The 15781-nt window shown below is 28.0% G+C and carries 15 protein-coding genes; 12 read left to right on the top strand and 3 right to left on the bottom strand.

Annotated elements, in window-relative coordinates:
* Both ACLR9T_RS01565 and ACLR9T_RS01560 read right to left on the bottom strand, forming a co-directional pair.
* On the bottom strand, nt 1–388 hold a 388-nt coding region (locus ACLR9T_RS01565; protein ID WP_413107777.1), incomplete at its 3' end, for a ferritin.
* Nucleotides 389–440: 52 nt separating this feature from the next.
* Nucleotides 441–944, bottom strand: coding sequence for a hypothetical protein (locus ACLR9T_RS01560; protein ID WP_413107776.1), 504 nt, complete (start codon nt 942–944; stop codon nt 441–443).
* Between the two features lie 162 nt (nt 945–1106).
* Between ACLR9T_RS01560 and cdaA the strand changes: the two genes are divergently transcribed.
* The 7 genes from cdaA (at nt 1107) to ACLR9T_RS01525 (ending at nt 8648) form a co-directional block, all read left to right on the top strand.
* Nucleotides 1107–1955: a diadenylate cyclase CdaA gene (gene cdaA, locus ACLR9T_RS01555; protein WP_413107775.1), complete on the top strand. Its 849-nt coding sequence runs from the start codon at nt 1107–1109 to the stop codon at nt 1953–1955.
* A complete protein-coding gene (locus tag ACLR9T_RS01550; protein WP_413107774.1) occupies nt 1939–3354 on the top strand; it encodes a YbbR-like domain-containing protein in 1416 nt (471 codons plus the stop codon). The genes cdaA and ACLR9T_RS01550 overlap by 17 nt, the downstream gene beginning before the upstream one ends.
* Before the next feature lie 12 nt (nt 3355–3366).
* On the top strand, nt 3367–4716 hold the full coding sequence (gene glmM, locus ACLR9T_RS01545; protein ID WP_413107773.1) for a phosphoglucosamine mutase: 1350 nt from the start codon (nt 3367–3369) through the stop codon (nt 4714–4716).
* Between the two features lie 74 nt (nt 4717–4790).
* Nucleotides 4791–5444 carry a response regulator transcription factor gene (locus ACLR9T_RS01540; RefSeq protein WP_413107772.1) on the top strand — a complete coding sequence of 218 codons (654 nt, stop codon included), beginning with the start codon at nt 4791–4793 and terminating at the stop codon, nt 5442–5444.
* Nucleotides 5444–6757, top strand: a complete 1314-nt coding sequence (locus ACLR9T_RS01535; RefSeq protein ID WP_413107771.1) for an ATP-binding protein — start codon at nt 5444–5446, stop codon at nt 6755–6757. The genes ACLR9T_RS01540 and ACLR9T_RS01535 overlap by 1 nt, the downstream gene beginning before the upstream one ends.
* A gap of 47 nt (nt 6758–6804) precedes the next feature.
* A complete protein-coding gene (locus ACLR9T_RS01530) occupies nt 6805–7278 on the top strand; it encodes an LURP-one-related/scramblase family protein (RefSeq protein WP_413107770.1) in 474 nt (157 codons plus the stop codon).
* A 20-nt stretch (nt 7279–7298) separates the two neighbouring features.
* Nucleotides 7299–8648 (top strand): MATE family efflux transporter, encoded by a 1350-nt coding sequence (locus ACLR9T_RS01525; RefSeq protein ID WP_413107769.1) that lies wholly within the window; start codon nt 7299–7301, stop codon nt 8646–8648.
* Nucleotides 8649–9127: 479 nt separating this feature from the next.
* Here ACLR9T_RS01525 and ACLR9T_RS01520 read toward each other — a convergent pair whose 3' ends face one another.
* The gene (locus ACLR9T_RS01520; protein WP_413107768.1) at nt 9128–10348 is read right to left on the bottom strand and encodes an RNA polymerase subunit sigma-54; all 1221 of its coding nucleotides are present in this window, start codon (nt 10346–10348) and stop codon (nt 9128–9130) included.
* Nucleotides 10349–10472: 124 nt separating this feature from the next.
* Between ACLR9T_RS01520 and ACLR9T_RS01515 the strand changes: the two genes are divergently transcribed.
* From ACLR9T_RS01515 to ACLR9T_RS01495, 5 genes are all read left to right on the top strand, one after another.
* A complete protein-coding gene (locus tag ACLR9T_RS01515; protein WP_413107767.1) occupies nt 10473–13151 on the top strand; it encodes a sigma 54-interacting transcriptional regulator in 2679 nt (892 codons plus the stop codon).
* Nucleotides 13152–13271: 120 nt separating this feature from the next.
* A complete protein-coding gene (locus ACLR9T_RS01510; protein WP_413107766.1) occupies nt 13272–13685 on the top strand; it encodes a PTS sugar transporter subunit IIA in 414 nt (137 codons plus the stop codon).
* 13 nt (nt 13686–13698) lie between these two features.
* Entirely contained in the window at nt 13699–14169 is a 471-nt protein-coding gene (locus ACLR9T_RS01505) for a PTS sugar transporter subunit IIB (RefSeq protein WP_413107765.1), read from the top strand.
* Nucleotides 14170–14186: 17 nt separating this feature from the next.
* The gene (locus ACLR9T_RS01500; protein WP_413107764.1) at nt 14187–14948 is read left to right on the top strand and encodes a PTS mannose/fructose/sorbose/N-acetylgalactosamine transporter subunit IIC; all 762 of its coding nucleotides are present in this window, start codon (nt 14187–14189) and stop codon (nt 14946–14948) included.
* Entirely contained in the window at nt 14935–15765 is an 831-nt protein-coding gene (locus ACLR9T_RS01495) for a PTS system mannose/fructose/sorbose family transporter subunit IID (protein WP_413107763.1), read from the top strand. The genes ACLR9T_RS01500 and ACLR9T_RS01495 overlap by 14 nt, the downstream gene beginning before the upstream one ends.
* Nucleotides 15766–15781: the final 16 nt, after the last annotated feature.

The following is a 15781-nucleotide window of genomic DNA, read 5'->3' as shown; positions in this document are numbered from 1 at the left end:
CTTCACCTTGTTCTTTAACAAACCAATCTAAGAATTGCATTGTACGAAAATCTTTTAATGAATATGCACTGTCATAAATGTTATGAATCAAACTAGTCACATATTCTTCGTGTTCTAAACCAAAGATAAGAGGATCATTTAGTTTTGAATATTCTTTATCTGGTTTATCAATCGCTTCTAGTGTTACTTTAGCATTGTTATTTTGTAGATATTGAATAAATAACATTGCATGATCTCTTTCTTCTTGGGCTTGAATATTGTACCAATTTGCAAACCCTTCTAATCCATTATCTTTATAGTAGTTAGCAAAATCTAAATAAAGATAAGCAGAATAAAATTCTTTATTTACTTGATCATTTAATAATTCTATAACCTTATTATCTAACATTTTAATTACCTCCTGTCTATAGTATAGACCTATTTTTTAATAAAGTTAATAATTAAACACTAAAATAATTATGATTATTACTAATGATTGAATTATCTCCTTGATTGTTGTCTTGTTGAGATAGGTTGTTTTGTTGTAGATTGTTTAATGTTATAAAGCTTGTACAAATAATAACAATACTAAGTAAACTAGTAGTAAGCGCATAAATTATTTTTTTATCATGATTGACAAAAATATTTTGGGTAGATAATTTTGACATTATTAAGTAAACTATTGCTAAACTAAATATTAATGCACAAACTATAATTATACTAATAGTATCAAGTGAAATATTTTGATTAGAAGTATTATTATTAAAAGTAGTAGGTTCTTGGGTATTATAACCATATTGATTAGTATTGTTATTAGGATAATTTTCATAAGAATTATTATTCAATTGATTTATACTTGGGTTATCTTTTAATTGGTTTGTAAATGAATTAATAGTTACTGTTCCAGTGACTATCGAAATAATAATGGCAATAAAACATATTAAATTATTTTTTTTCTTTAACATAAAATACCTCCGTTTTCATATTTATCATATATAATCAAAACATTTTTATTTTGTTTACAATATGTAAATATATGTTAGTAATATTGGGATTTGTCGAATTAAAGAGTTTTAAATATATGATAAATGATTTTTATTTTAGATATGATGATGTTATAATAAGTCATGAAAGTAGGTGGTATTTTGATGCCGATTGTTTCTGCAATTACATTTAATTTAAGCTCGATTTTTAATGTAGTTAGAACTATTATAGATTTGATTTTAGTTTGGTATGTTATATATGTTTTAGTTACAATGATGAGACAAAATATGCGTACAATGCAATTATTTAAAGGGGTTTTATTAATTCTCATCTTAAAGATGTTTACAAGTTTGCTAGGTTTAAGTGCAATGGATTATTTAGTAGATACAGTTCTGACATGGGGAGTTGTAGCAATAATTGTTGTATTTCAGCCAGAAATTAGAGGATTATTAGAAAAAATTGGGCGAACTAAACTTGAAATTAAACATGATAATTTATCAGATGATGAAAAGGAACGTTTGATGGATGAATTAGTAAGTGCTATTACAAAATTATCTGAAGATCAAACAGGGGCGTTAATTACATTTGAAAGAAGTCAAACTCTAATAGATTATATAAATACAGGTACTAAAATAAATGCAGATATAAAAGCTGAACTATTTACAACAATATTTTGGGAGGGAACACCATTACATGATGGAGCAACAATTATAAAAGATGATCGTGTTATTTGTGCTGCAGCGTTTTATCCCCCAACTAATCAGGAATTAAGTCCGTTATATGGAGCAAGACATCGTGCAGCTTTAGGAATCAGTGAAATAACAGATTCGTTAACTGTTGTTGTTTCTGAGGAAACAGGAACTATTTCGTTTGCAGCTAATGGAAAACTTCGCAAAATTCCTCGTAAGGAACTAAGAGCTTCTTTAGTTAATGAGTTAGACTGGTTTAATTCTAAAGAAAAGGATGGTGAAAAAGATGGCCAAAAAGGATAGTCATAAACCATCAATTAAAAAAGATTCTACTACAGATTTCTTTTTAAATTTTATCACACGTCAAAAATCTGAAAATAAAAAGGATGATAAACAAGTATTAGTAAAAAATAATGAAGATACATTTAATGTAAAGGATAAAGCTTTTGAAATACTTTATAAAACAGTAAATTCTTTAAATGTATTTTTAGATCGAATGTTACAGTCAAATCTATCAATGAAAGTTTTATCTTTTATTATGGCAGTAGTATTGTTATTTACAATTAATGGAAGTATTAATAATATTTTTTCTACACCAAATGGAGGAGATTATATTTATGATGTGAAAATTAATGTTCAAGGGTTACAGGATGATTTCGATGTTGTAGGATTGCCTGAAACAGTTAATGTAGCACTAGTTGGTCCTTCATTAGATATATATTCAGCAAAGATTGCTAAGAATTATAAAATTATTGCTGATTTTTCTAGCTTAGGAGAAGGCGATCATACAGTCGAACTGAAAAGTGAGGGGTTTCCTAGTGATTTACAAGTTATGATCGTACCACAGGCAGTAAATGTCAAGATTACGCAAAAAGTCACTAAGACTTTTGAGCTAGGTTATGATTTTATAAATGAAGATGAGTTAGACAATAAGTATTCTGTTTCGGTTGAGTCAATGGAGCATCAGCAAGTTGAGGTACGAGGTTCTCAAGATACAATAGGTAAGATAAATGCTGTTAAAGCTGCGATTGATTTAAAAGGAATTAAAGGAGCATTTGAACAAAGAGCTAAAATCTTTGCTTATGATCGTAGTGGTAAAAAACTTGATGTTGAAATAATTCCTAATACTGTAAAAGTTCAATGTGATGTTTCTTCATATAGTAAAGAGGTTTTAATTCTTCCTCAGTATACTGGACATTTTGAAAGTGGATATGGCTTAGAAAGTCTCACAATATCAAAAGAAAAAGTTAGAATATATGGGAAAGAAGAATTTTTAAATAGTATTAATAATGTATATGTCAATATTGATATATCTGGATTAAGTGGTGATAAAAGTTATAGTAAGATACCAATATCTAGAATTGATAAAATTAACAAGTTAGCTTTTGATACTGTTGATGTTTCAATAAGAGTTTCTCCTGCAATAAAAAAAGTTATTACTGACGTACCAATAAATATAAATAATAATGAAGGTAATTATCAGGTTGATTTTGCGGGTGGACAAGATAAAGCTTCAATTGAAGTTGAGGGAGTAGAAGAAAAATTAAATAATGTATCAGCTAGTGATTTTGTTGCATCAATTAATCTAGAAGACTTGAAAAGAGGAAGTAATACTGTTAAAGTAGATTTAAATACTAGTAAAGGGTATTTGAGCTATAAGTTAGTCTCACCTGAAAAAATAACAGTTACTTTAAGAAAATAGGAGGAAGAAGTAATGGGTAAGTATTTTGGTACAGATGGATTTAGAGGGGAAGCCAATGTTGAATTAACAGTTGAACATGCCTATAAAGTAGGGCGTTATCTAGGCTGGTACTACTCTCGTAATGAAAAAGCTAAAATTGTAATTGGAAAAGATACACGTAGAAGTTCCTATATGTTGGAATATGCATTAGTATCTGGTCTTACTGCAAGTGGAGCGGATGTTTATTTGTTACATGTAACTACTACACCTTCAGTTTCATATGTAGTAACGAGTGAAGAATTTCATTGCGGAATCATGATCTCGGCATCACATAATCCTTATTATGATAATGGGATTAAAATTCTTGATGGCAATGGTCATAAGATAGATGCTGGTATTGAAAACTTAATTGAACAGTATATAGATGGATTAATTGATGAATTACCATATGCAACAAAAGATGAAATTGGATGTGCCTTAGATTATTCAATAGGCCGTAATCGTTATATTGGATACTTAATGTCAATTCCAACAAGAGCTTTTAGAAATTATCGGGTTGGATTGGATTGTGCAAATGGTGCCAGCAGTGCTATTGCTAAAAGTGTTTTTGATGCATTAGGTGCTAAAACCTTTGTAATCAATAGTGATCCTGATGGATTAAATATTAATACAAATTGTGGATCAACTCATATTGAAGTATTACAACAGTATGTTAAAGAAAATGCTTTAGATATTGGTTTTGCTTATGATGGTGATGCTGATCGTTGTATTTGTGTGGATGAATTTGGAAGAGTTGTAGATGGTGATTTGATTTTATATGTATGTGGAAAATATTTAAAAGATCATGGAGAATTAGCAAATGATACCGTAGTTACAACAATTATGTCTAATATTGGATTATATAAAGCTTTTGATAGAGAAAATATTAAATATGAAAAAACTGCTGTTGGAGATAAATATGTAAATGAAAACATGGTGAGAAATGGTCATGTATTAGGTGGAGAACAATCAGGACATATTATTTTTTCAAAACATGCTACAACTGGTGATGGAATATTAACATCATTAAAGGTTATGGAAGCTGTAATTGAAAGTAAACGTACAATAGCACAATTAATAGAACCAGTTACTATTTATCCACAATTAATGAAAAATGTTCCTGTTAGAGATAAAAAAGAAGCGCAACAGGATCCTGATGTAAAAGCTGTAATTGCTGAAGTTGAAGCTGATTTAGGAGATAATGGGCGTGTTCTAGTTCGTGAAAGTGGAACTGAGCCAGTTGTAAGAGTGATGGTCGAAGCTGACAGTGATGAAAAGTGTTTAGTTAATGTAAATAAGATCGTTGAGAAGATGAAAGAAAAAGGTTTTGTTGTTAAAAGATAAAATAACATAATGTCACATAATATTGCCATATAATATGGCAATATTTTATATATATTAAAAGTGAGGTGAAATACATGCAATTTAAAATAAATATTATTGATGATGAAAAGAATTTAAATGATTTAGTAAGAACCTATTTAGAAAAAGAAGGATATATTGTATATTCTTTTTATACATATGATGAAGCATTAATGCATAAAAGTGACGATGTTCATTTATGGTTGATAGATATTATGTTAGATCGTTCAAGTGGTTTTGAACTATTTAATGAAATAAAAAGTGCCCGTCCTAAAATGCCGATTATTTTTATGTCTGCTCGTGATCAGGAATTTGATCGAATTATTGGCTTAGAAAAAGGTTCTGATGATTATATAACCAAACCATTTAATATTAAAGAAGTTATTTTAAGAATTAATAATTTAATTAAACGTTCATATGATGATCCATCAAAGATTAAGATGGATGGTTATGATATCGATCTGGAAAAAAGAAGAGTATTTTATCAAAATGAAGAAATTATTTTAACAACAAAAGAATATGACTTATTAGTATACTTTATTATAAATAAAGGCTTAGCAATATCTCGAGAGCAGGTTCTCAATAAAGTTTGGGATGAAAATTATTTTGGTAGTGATCGGGTAGTTGATGATACATTAAGAAGACTTAGAAAGAAAATGCCAGAAATCAATGTTCGTACAATTTATGGATTTGGCTATCGTTTAGACTAATGTTAAAGAAATTTTCCCTTCAACGACAATTAATTATCATCTTTTCATTAATAGCTCTGGTTGTTTTAGTAATATTAGTACCCCTTATAAATAAAAATTTAACAAATTTAATTGATAATCAAATGTTTCAAACTCTTGAAACCGCCCAACGAGGTTATGTTGATTATGGATATAGTCCAATCGAAAAATCTACAGATAAACAAATATATCATATGAAATATGATGCTAAAAATAATGTTTTGATTCCTTCAGAGAATATTACATATAGTGAAGCAGAAAAATTAAGTTATGTATTTAGAAATTATTTATTTGAAATGATTGAAAGTGATAAAGAAAAGATTCAAAAAAAAGGTGATCTTTCAGGTACCACTGTTTACTATCAAATTACAAAAAAAGATGATAATACATATATTGTATCATTAGTATATAGTGATTATTCAGCTAATTTAATTTCTGCAATAAGACAACAAATAATTAATATCTTGTATATATCATTTACAATTATTGGTGTAGTCATTTTCTTATGGGTAAGTAGCTTAATTAAACCATTAAAAGCTATTAGAAATTATATTGAAGATATTAGAAATGATAAAAAGAGTGAGCTAAAAATTGATCGTGGCGATGAAATAGGAATTGTTTCTAACGAGCTGGTAGTGATGAAAGAAGAAATTGATCGCCAAAACAGGACTAAAGAGGAAATGATTCATAATATATCTCATGATCTAAAAACACCGATTGCTTTAATTAAATCATATTCACAAAGTGTTAAAGATGATATATATCCATATGGTGATAAGGATGCTTCAATGGATATTATTATTGAAAATGCTGATCGCTTAGATGGTAAAGTTAAAAGTTTGTTATATTTAAATCGTTTAGACTTTTTGAGCAGTGAAAATAGTAATAATGAAGTAGATATGAAAGCCTTGATTGAACACATTACTCTTCAGTTACAAGGAATGCATCCTGAAATAGCAATAGAAACTGATTTAGCATTTGTTTCATTTAAGGGTGATGAGGAGTGTTGGCGTATATGTGTTGAAAATATTATTGAAAATGCATATCGTTATGTAAATAGTAAAATCAAGATAATTTTAAAACAAGGTTATTTGGAAATATATAATGATGGTGAATCAATAGATAATGAAAATATCGAGGCATTATTTAAACCCTATGAAAAAGGAACAAAGGGTCAATTTGGATTAGGTTTATCAATTGTTCATAAAACATGTACAATGTATAATTATAATGTAACAGCAGTAAATAGAGATGTTGGTGTAAGTTTTATTATTGAAAAGAATATAAATGGATAGCTTGAGCTATCCTTTTTATGTTATTATTATCTAGTGGAGGAAAATAGATGAAATTATTATTTAAACAAAGGTTATTTTCATGGTTTGATAGTTATGATATATTTGATGAATATGGAAATGTTGTATACACAGTAAAGGGAGAATTAAGTTGGGGTCATAAACTGTGTATCTATGATAACCAGGGATTACACATAGGAACTATTAAAGAGGAAGTTTTAACATTACTTCCAAAGTTTAAGATGTATATAAATGATCAATGTATTGGACAAATAAAAAAAGAACTTAGTTTTTTTAGGCCGACCTTTAATCTTGATTGCAATAATTGGCAGATTACAGGGAACTTTTTAGAATGGAATTATGAAATAATTGATCAAAATGGTTTAGTCATTGGAGATATTAATAAAGAAATTTTTAATTTAACAGATACTTATACTTTAAATATAGATAATCCCCAAAATGCATTATATGTTTTAATGATAGTTTTAGCTATTGACGCTCAAAAATGTTCAAACAACGGATAAATAATAAAAGGGTGGTCAAAATGGAGATTGATAAAAATAACTTTGCTTGTGGAAATATATCAAGACATATCATAAATTTAGCTGGGCCAATGATCATTGCTCAGCTAATTAACGTTTTATATAATGTGATTGATAGGGTTTATATTGGCAGAATACCAGATGTAGCTACATTAGCGATGGGAGGATTAGGACTATGCCTACCGCTGATCTCTATTATTATTGCATTTGCAAATTTATTTGGTATGGGTGGAGCACCTCTTTGCTCAATTGCTAGAGGGCAAGGTAAAAATCAAGAAGCAGAAGAAATAATGGGTAATTCATTTATTTTATTAATTATCTTTGGTATCATTTTAACAATTATTGTTTTTTTATTTAAAGAGGATCTACTATGGTTATTTGGTGCAAGTAAAAATACAATTTCTTATGCTAATGATTATATGAGTATATATTTATTAGGAACAGTGTTTGTATTGATTGGTTTAGGGATGAATAGTTTTATTAATAGTCAGGGTTTTGCTAAGATTGGAATGATGACTGTATTGATTGGAGCAATAATAAATATTATCTTAGATCCAATATTTATTTTTACTTTAGGATTAGGTGTTAAAGGAGCAGCTTTAGCAACAGTTATTTCTCAATTTATTTCAGCTTTTTGGACTATCTATTTTTTAACAGGTAAAAAAACTATTCTTAAACTAAAAAGAAAAAATATAGTTTTAAAGAAAAAATATGTGACAAAAATATTTTCTTTAGGTACAGCAGGATTTATGATGGCAATAACTAATTCAATTGTAACAATTGTTTGTAATTCAACATTACAAACATATGGTGGGGATTTATATATTGCAATTATGACAATCATCAATTCAATTCGTGAAGTAGCCTCACTTCCAGGACAAGGAATGGCAAATGCTTGTCAACCAGTTCTAGGATATAATTATGGTGCTAAAAAATATGATCGAGTATTAAAGGGAATTAAATTTGTAACACTGACTTCTCTATCAATGATGTTGATACTTTGGTTATCAATAACTATTTTCCCAGAAATATTTATTAAGATCTTCTCACATAACCAAGAGATAATAAATAATGGTATAAGTGCTTTGAGACTTTATTTTTTTGGTTTTTTCATGATGGCCTTTCAGATGGTAGGACAAGCAATAGCGGTTGGGTTAGGAAAAGCCAAACAAGCAATTTTCTTTTCAATATTTAGAAAAGTGATTATTGTCGCCCCATTAACTATAATATTACCTGCTTATATAGGCATTAATGGAGTTTTTATAGCAGAAGCTATTAGCAACTTTATTGGTGGTGGAGCATGTTATATTACTATGTGGCTTACAATCGGTAGAAATTTAAAAAAAGTATAAATTTTCAAATATATTAATCATTTTACTATTATTTATTTTAATGATATCGTATATAAAGGGAGATTTGATGATTTTAAAAGACAATTTTTATTATGTTATAAAAACAATTTATTGTTAAAAAGTAGTATCGAATGGTTTAGATAGTGAAGACTATTGAGAAATGTGTGATGTTAAATGGATAGATAATCAGTACATATAGATCAATGGATGAGTTATTGATATTTATAAAGGGTATAATTATCAAGATGATAAAAACTGATAATAATTGAAATAAGTCTAATTAATTATAAATTGTTATGTTAAGGCAGATAGAAATTGAACATAATTTTGGGTTTGCAAAATAACTTGTGGTTTTGAATGAAAGAGATTATTTAATATTATTGGTGGTAATAACCAATATATTATTAGATAGCTCTTTTTTTAATTGTAGAAAGTAAAACCTGTGTATTTTGAAGTAGTTGTGAGAAGTCTTATTAGGATTAATTTTTTATCTTTCTTTTTGATGATGAAGGAATAGAAAGCTGTTGACGATATTTTGTAATAGCTCTTCTTGAACAATATAAGTCTAATTCTTCTAGTTTTTTTACTAAAGCTTCATCGGATAGAGGCTTATTTTTATTTTCATTACTAATTAGTAAAACAAGTGCTTTTTTAATAGAATCACTGCTATCACCACTATTAGTTTTGGAAACAAGTAAATTTTTTAGAGGAAAGATCTCATTATGAAAAGAATAATATTTATTATTTAAAGTTCTTGAAATTGTTGATTTATGAAATCCACATTTTGCTTCTAAATCAGAAAGGGTACAGGCAACAAGTTCATCTTGATATTTAAAATATCCTTCTTGAATAGCTACTAATTCATTAGCAATCATTAAAATTGTTTTATTTCTTTTAGTTAGATTCTCAATTAAAAAATGTGCTTCCTGGAAATACTTTTTCATTTGCTGATCATTTTTAACAACTTGATATAGGCTATCATTAACAATAAGATTAGGCTGATTGATGGGTGTAATAATGATTTCATTATTTTCAATAGTAATATTGATATCAGGATAAATATAATTTTCAACAGAAGAATATTGACCACAAGGAAAAGGGTCACATTGTTTAATATCTTTAAATAATTCATCTATTTCTTTTTTTGTAAGACGAGTTCTTTTTTCAATCAAATTATAGTTTTGAGTTAAAATAATATCTTTATATAGTTTCATTAATTTATATGCTTTTATTTTGTTTGCTTTTTTTAATTGAATACAAATAGAATCAATTGTATCCTGGGCACCAACCCCAATTGGTTCAAATGATTGAATAATCTCTAAATTTTTTTCAAATATTTCATTACTGATATTTAATTCTTCAAGATAAGTTTCTTTTGAATAGCTTAAAAATCCCTTATCATTTAATGACTCAATAATATATGAAGTAATTTCTTTATCATATGGCTCTTTATAGCCATATAATTGATAATATAGCTCTTCTTGTAAAGTTTTTTGAAGAGAAATATTTTCTAAGTAATTATAATCATGTTCAACAGGCATGGCTTTTGTTTCTAAAAAGGGGTTTGTTTGTAATGCTTCATCAATCATTTGATTCATTTCAATATTATCAACTTTTAAAAAATCTAAGGAATTAAGCATTTTCTGATTTAATTTAAAAGTTTGTTTTAAAGTTTGTTGATAACTCATTTTCTGCTTCATTTAGCTTCACCTCTACATATATATTAGCAAAATTTGTGCCAAAATAAGAGTTAAACAAACATAAATAAATTAATCTTGACACCGATTTTCAAAGTAGATTAAGATAAAAAAGAGGAGGCAAAATATGGAAGAAAAATTATTAATTTATATCCAGCAGCTTATTAATCAAAATGATTTTGAAAAATGTAATGCATTAGATTTATCTAAACAATTAAAATTAAGTCGTAATATTGTTTCTAGTGAATTAAATCGTTTATATGAACTAGGTAAGGTGATAAAAATCACCTCTAGACCAATTTTATTTTTAAATAAACAATATTTAGAAAAAAAATATCAAAAATCTATTTCTTTGATAGAGTATAAAAGTTTAGAATCATTAAAAACATTTTTAAATGGTGAAATAGAACAAAAAGATTTTGATAAATTAATAGGCTATAATTATAGTTTAAACAATCTTGTTGAAAAAATAAAAGCAACTGTATCTTATCCTCCAGTTGGACTTCCTATTTTGTTTTATGGACCTACAGGAACTGGTAAATCATTTATGGCTAAATTAACTTATGAGTTTTTGGTCAATCAGGAAATGATTGAAAAAGATAAACAATTTGTACAAGTCAACTGTTCAGAATATGCTAATAATCCTGAATTATTAACAGCTAATTTGTTTGGTTATAAAAAGGGAGCATTTACTGGAGCTGATAAAGATAATCTAGGTTTACTTTATCATGCTAATGGGGGCGTTTTGTTTTTAGATGAGGTGCATTGTTTGAAAGCAGAATGTCAGGAAAAGCTGTTTTTATATATGGATCAGGGAATTTATCATATGGTTGGAGATAATGATAAGTGGTATAAATCAAGCTGTCGAATTATTTTTGCAACTACTGAAAATCCTGAAGAGGTTTTATTAAAAACGCTGTTACGAAGAATTCCTGTTATTTTAACTATTCCTTCTTTAAAACAACGGGGAATAAATGAAAAATTACAGTTGATCTATTCTTTGTATCATAAAGAAGAACAAAGAATTCATAAGAAAATTGAAATTTCATCTAATGTTTATCAATTACTTTTAAATTATCATTTTCAAGGTAATATTGGAGAGCTGGCAAATATAATTCAATCAAGTTGTGTAAATGCACTATTTAATCAAAATAATGATATTTTACAAATTCATGCTTATCATTTACCAGAAACAATGATGAAAACAGTTAATCCTGAAAGTCTTTTAATGCAAAACCATCAGATGGTTTCATTAAGAAGTTTAGTTCCTTCATCAAGTCAAAATAAAGTAATTAATTTTTATGAAAGTATAATTTCTTTGGAATTTAATGATAAATTTCTAACTAAAGTTAGTCGGTTGATTGATGATTATTTTGAAAAAATTGTTTTTAATAAAAAAGATATAATGCAAAGTAATTATTTTTTAGAAACAGTAAATAAAGTCTTAGATATGATTACTAGTCGTTATGGTTTTAAGATCTCACATAATGAAGTTGTTGCTTTGACATGCTATTTGTTGGAGTATAATAATAATACTTGTAAAATTGCCCTTTGGATAAAGGATAATGAAAAGAGAGTAAAGGGACTAACGGATTACTTACAAACACATTATCATCGTGAATATCTTATTAGTCAGGAAGCATATGATTATTTTAAAGATAATTTAAATGGTGCTTTTGATATTATGGTTATTAATATTCTAACAGTTATAATTAATAAATATATTAATCATGATATAAATAATCAAACAATTGCAATAATTCTTGCTCATGGTTTTTCAACTGCTAGTTCGATTGCTGAATCGGTAAATAAGTTATTGGATACATACATATATGATGCTATCGATATGCCTTTAAATGTTGATAGTCAAATGATTGTGCATAAAATTAACGAATATTTATCTTATCTAGGAAAAATTAATAAATTATATTTATTAGTTGATATGGGTTCGTTAGAAGAGATTTATCATGGGATTCAAACTAAAAATACGGATATTGCTTTAATTAATAATGTTAATACAAAACTAGCTTTACAAATTGGACAAGGAATTAAACAATCACTGTTAATGACACAAATTTTTGAACATATCAATGATCAAGAACCATATCATATTCATTTAGAACTGCATCATCAAAAGGAACCGATCATCTTATGCAGTTGTGCTAGCGGCATTGGTTCTGCAAATAAGTTAAAAACAATCATTTTTGATTCTTTACCAGAAGGTTTTGAAGTCAAAGTTATGACATATGACTATCCATCGTTAATAGAAAATCATAACACTGATGATTTTTTTAATGATTATGAAATTATTTGTGTTGTTGGAACATTAAATCCCGATATTGAGGATATACCATTTATTGCAATTGAGGATTTGATTATTCATAATGGTTATGAAAAATTACGACAATATTTCAAATCTTATTTAACAGAAGAACAACTAGATCTATTTGAAAAAAATATTTTAAAAAATTTTTCATTATCCAATGTTATGAATAATTTAACGATTCTAAATCCTAATAAATTATTAGAACATGTTTCTCATGCAATCGATGAATTACAATTGTTACTAAATAAAAGATTTAGAAATGCAACATGTTTTGGTTTATACGTACATATTTGTTGTTTAATTGAAAGACTGATTACAAAACAGGCAATTACCTCTTTTAGTAGTGATGATTTTGTTAGTGAGCATCAAGATTTTATTCTTGCTTTAAAACAAGTTATGAAAGAAGTTGAATATTTTTATAATGTAGAAATCCCATATGAAGAAGTCGAATATATTTATGAATATGTAAAAAATAATTAGCATGCTAATGTTGGCATGCTTTTTGCTTGATATAAGTGTCCAACAAAATTCTATTTTTTAGTTAAGATAAAATATTTTTGGCACAGAATTTGCTAGTAATAAACGAAGGGAGTGAAACTGATGGCAAAAATCATTTTAGCATCACATGGTGAACTTTCAAAAGGAATGTTAAACTCAGTACAAATGATCGTTGGAGATTTAGCTAATGGCATTGAAACATATAGCTTATACCCAGGGGAAAATCCTAATGATTATGCATTAAGCCTCAAGAAAAAAATAACTCAGGACGATAATCATTACATTATCATATGTGATGTTAAAGGAGGAAGTGTCTATAATGCTATCTTGCAGACGTGTATAGATGAAGATATAGATATTTTATCTGGTATGAATATGAGTATGGTTTTGGAACTTGTAATAGCTAATCATTCTAGAGGGTTAGATATTCAACAAATAATTTACAGTGCAAAAGAAGGAATTACACTAGAAAATAAAAAGTTATTAAATCAAAAGATTGAAGAAGAAGATTTTTAAAAGGAGAAAAAATATGATTAAGTGTTTAAGAGTTGATCATCGTTTGTTACATGGGCAAGTAGCATTTTCTTGGACAAGTGCTCTCGGTGCTGATTGTATACTAATAGCTAATGATGGAGTTATGAAAGATGATTTAAAAAAAATGGCGATAAAGATGGCAAAACCCCAGGGAGTAAAGCTGGTTATTAAATCTGTAGATGATGGAATTGCGGCAATTAATAGTGGTGTAACAGATAAGTATAAATTGTTTATTGTCGTGGAAAGTGTGAAAGATGCATATCGTTTTATGAATGAAACAGAAGTTATTAGTAGTGTTGTTTTAGGTGGGACAAAAGCTACGCCGGAAACTAAAAATATTTCAAAAGCTGTGAATTTAACAGAAACAGAAATTGATTTAGTTAAGGATCTACTTGATAAAGATTATTCTGTAGAAATTAGGATGGTTCCAACAGATAAAAAAATTGATGCAAAAAATATTTTATAGAAAGGGGAAGATAAAAGATGTTACAAGCATTTTTACTTGGATGTATAGCATTTATTGGTAAATGTGATTTAGCAACAGGAACAAATTTAATTCAAAGACCAATTGTTTTAGGACCATTAGTTGGTTTAATATTAGGTAATCTGCAAATGGGAATAACTATTGGAGCAACATTAGAATTAGCTTTTTTGGGATCTTATTCAGTAGGTGCATTTATTCCGCCCAATGTAATTGTAGGGGGCGTTTTAGGAACCGCTTTTGCTATTTCAACTGGGAAAGGACCAGAAGTTGCATTTACAATGGCTTTTCCAATTGCTTTATTAGCAGTAGCGATTGATAATGTTATTTTCTCATTAGTTCGTCCCTTGTTAGCGAAATGGGCAGATAGTTATGCTGCTAAAGGAAACGTTAAAATGGTTAGTATAATTCATATGGGGACTGGATTTTTAACTTGTTTTATCTTGGGTTTGATTACTTTTTTAGGTTTTTCTTTAGGAAGTGCACAGATGAAGGTATTTGTTGAAGCTATCCCTGAAGTGATTACAGATGGTTTAACGATTGCAACAGGAATGTTGCCAGCGATTGGATTTGCGATGTTAGCACAAATGATTATGAATAAAAAAATAGTTCCGTTCTTTTTCTTGGGATTTGTTTTATCAGCATATTTTAAAATTCCAGTTGTAGGTATTGCAATTTTAGGATTAATTATTATTTTTACAACAATTGATTTTTCAAATCAGGAAACTGTAATAGAACAGGAGGATGACGATGATGACTTCTAAAAAAACAGATAATCAAATCACAAAAAAAGATTTAAGAAAAATGTTTTGGCGCTCACTACCAATGGAATTTTCATGGCATTATGAAAGACAAATGCATATGGGATTTGCTTTTATGATTGGTCCATTACTAAAGAAAATATATAAAAATGATCCTAAAGGATTATCAGAAGCAATGCAAAGACACATGGAGTTTTTTAACTGTACTGCTCACGTAACTCCATTTATTGGTGGAATTACAGTTGCAATGGAAGAAATGAATGCAACTCAAGATGACTTTGATTCATCTTCAATCAATGCTGTAAAAGCAGCTTTGATGGGTCCTTTAAGTGGGATTGGAGATTCATTACTACTTGGAACTTTAAGAGTTCTTGCAGTAGGAATTGGTACTTCGTTAGCGGTTCAAGGGAATATTTTAGGACCAATCTTATTCTTGCTGATTTTCAATGTACCAGCATTTATTTTAAGATATGTTTGTGCTATAAAAGGATATGAATTAGGAGCAACATATTTAGAAAAAATTCAAAAATCAGGGTTAATGCAAAAATTTATGCTGGCAGCAGGAATTTTAGGAGTAATGGTTATTGGTGGTATGACAAACGAATTAGTTGTCATCTCAACTCCATTAGCAATGGGAAGTGGAGATACTGCTACAAAGATTCAGGCAATTTTAGATGGAATTATGCCAGGGTTATTATCTTTAGGAGTTATGGGAATATATTATTATTTATTAAATAAAAAAGTGAATGTTATTATTTTGATTGTTGCAACAGCAATTATTGGCATTATTTGTGCTCAATTTGGAATATTAAGTTGTTAGATAAAGGAGATAAAGA

Origin of the sequence: Thomasclavelia sp., assembly GCF_047249845.1 — a bacterium.
In the GTDB taxonomy this organism is placed as follows: Bacteria; Bacillota_I; Bacilli_A; order Erysipelotrichales; family Coprobacillaceae; genus Thomasclavelia.
Note: the sequence above shows the minus strand (reverse complement) of the source record. Positions and strands in the feature narration are given on the sequence as shown.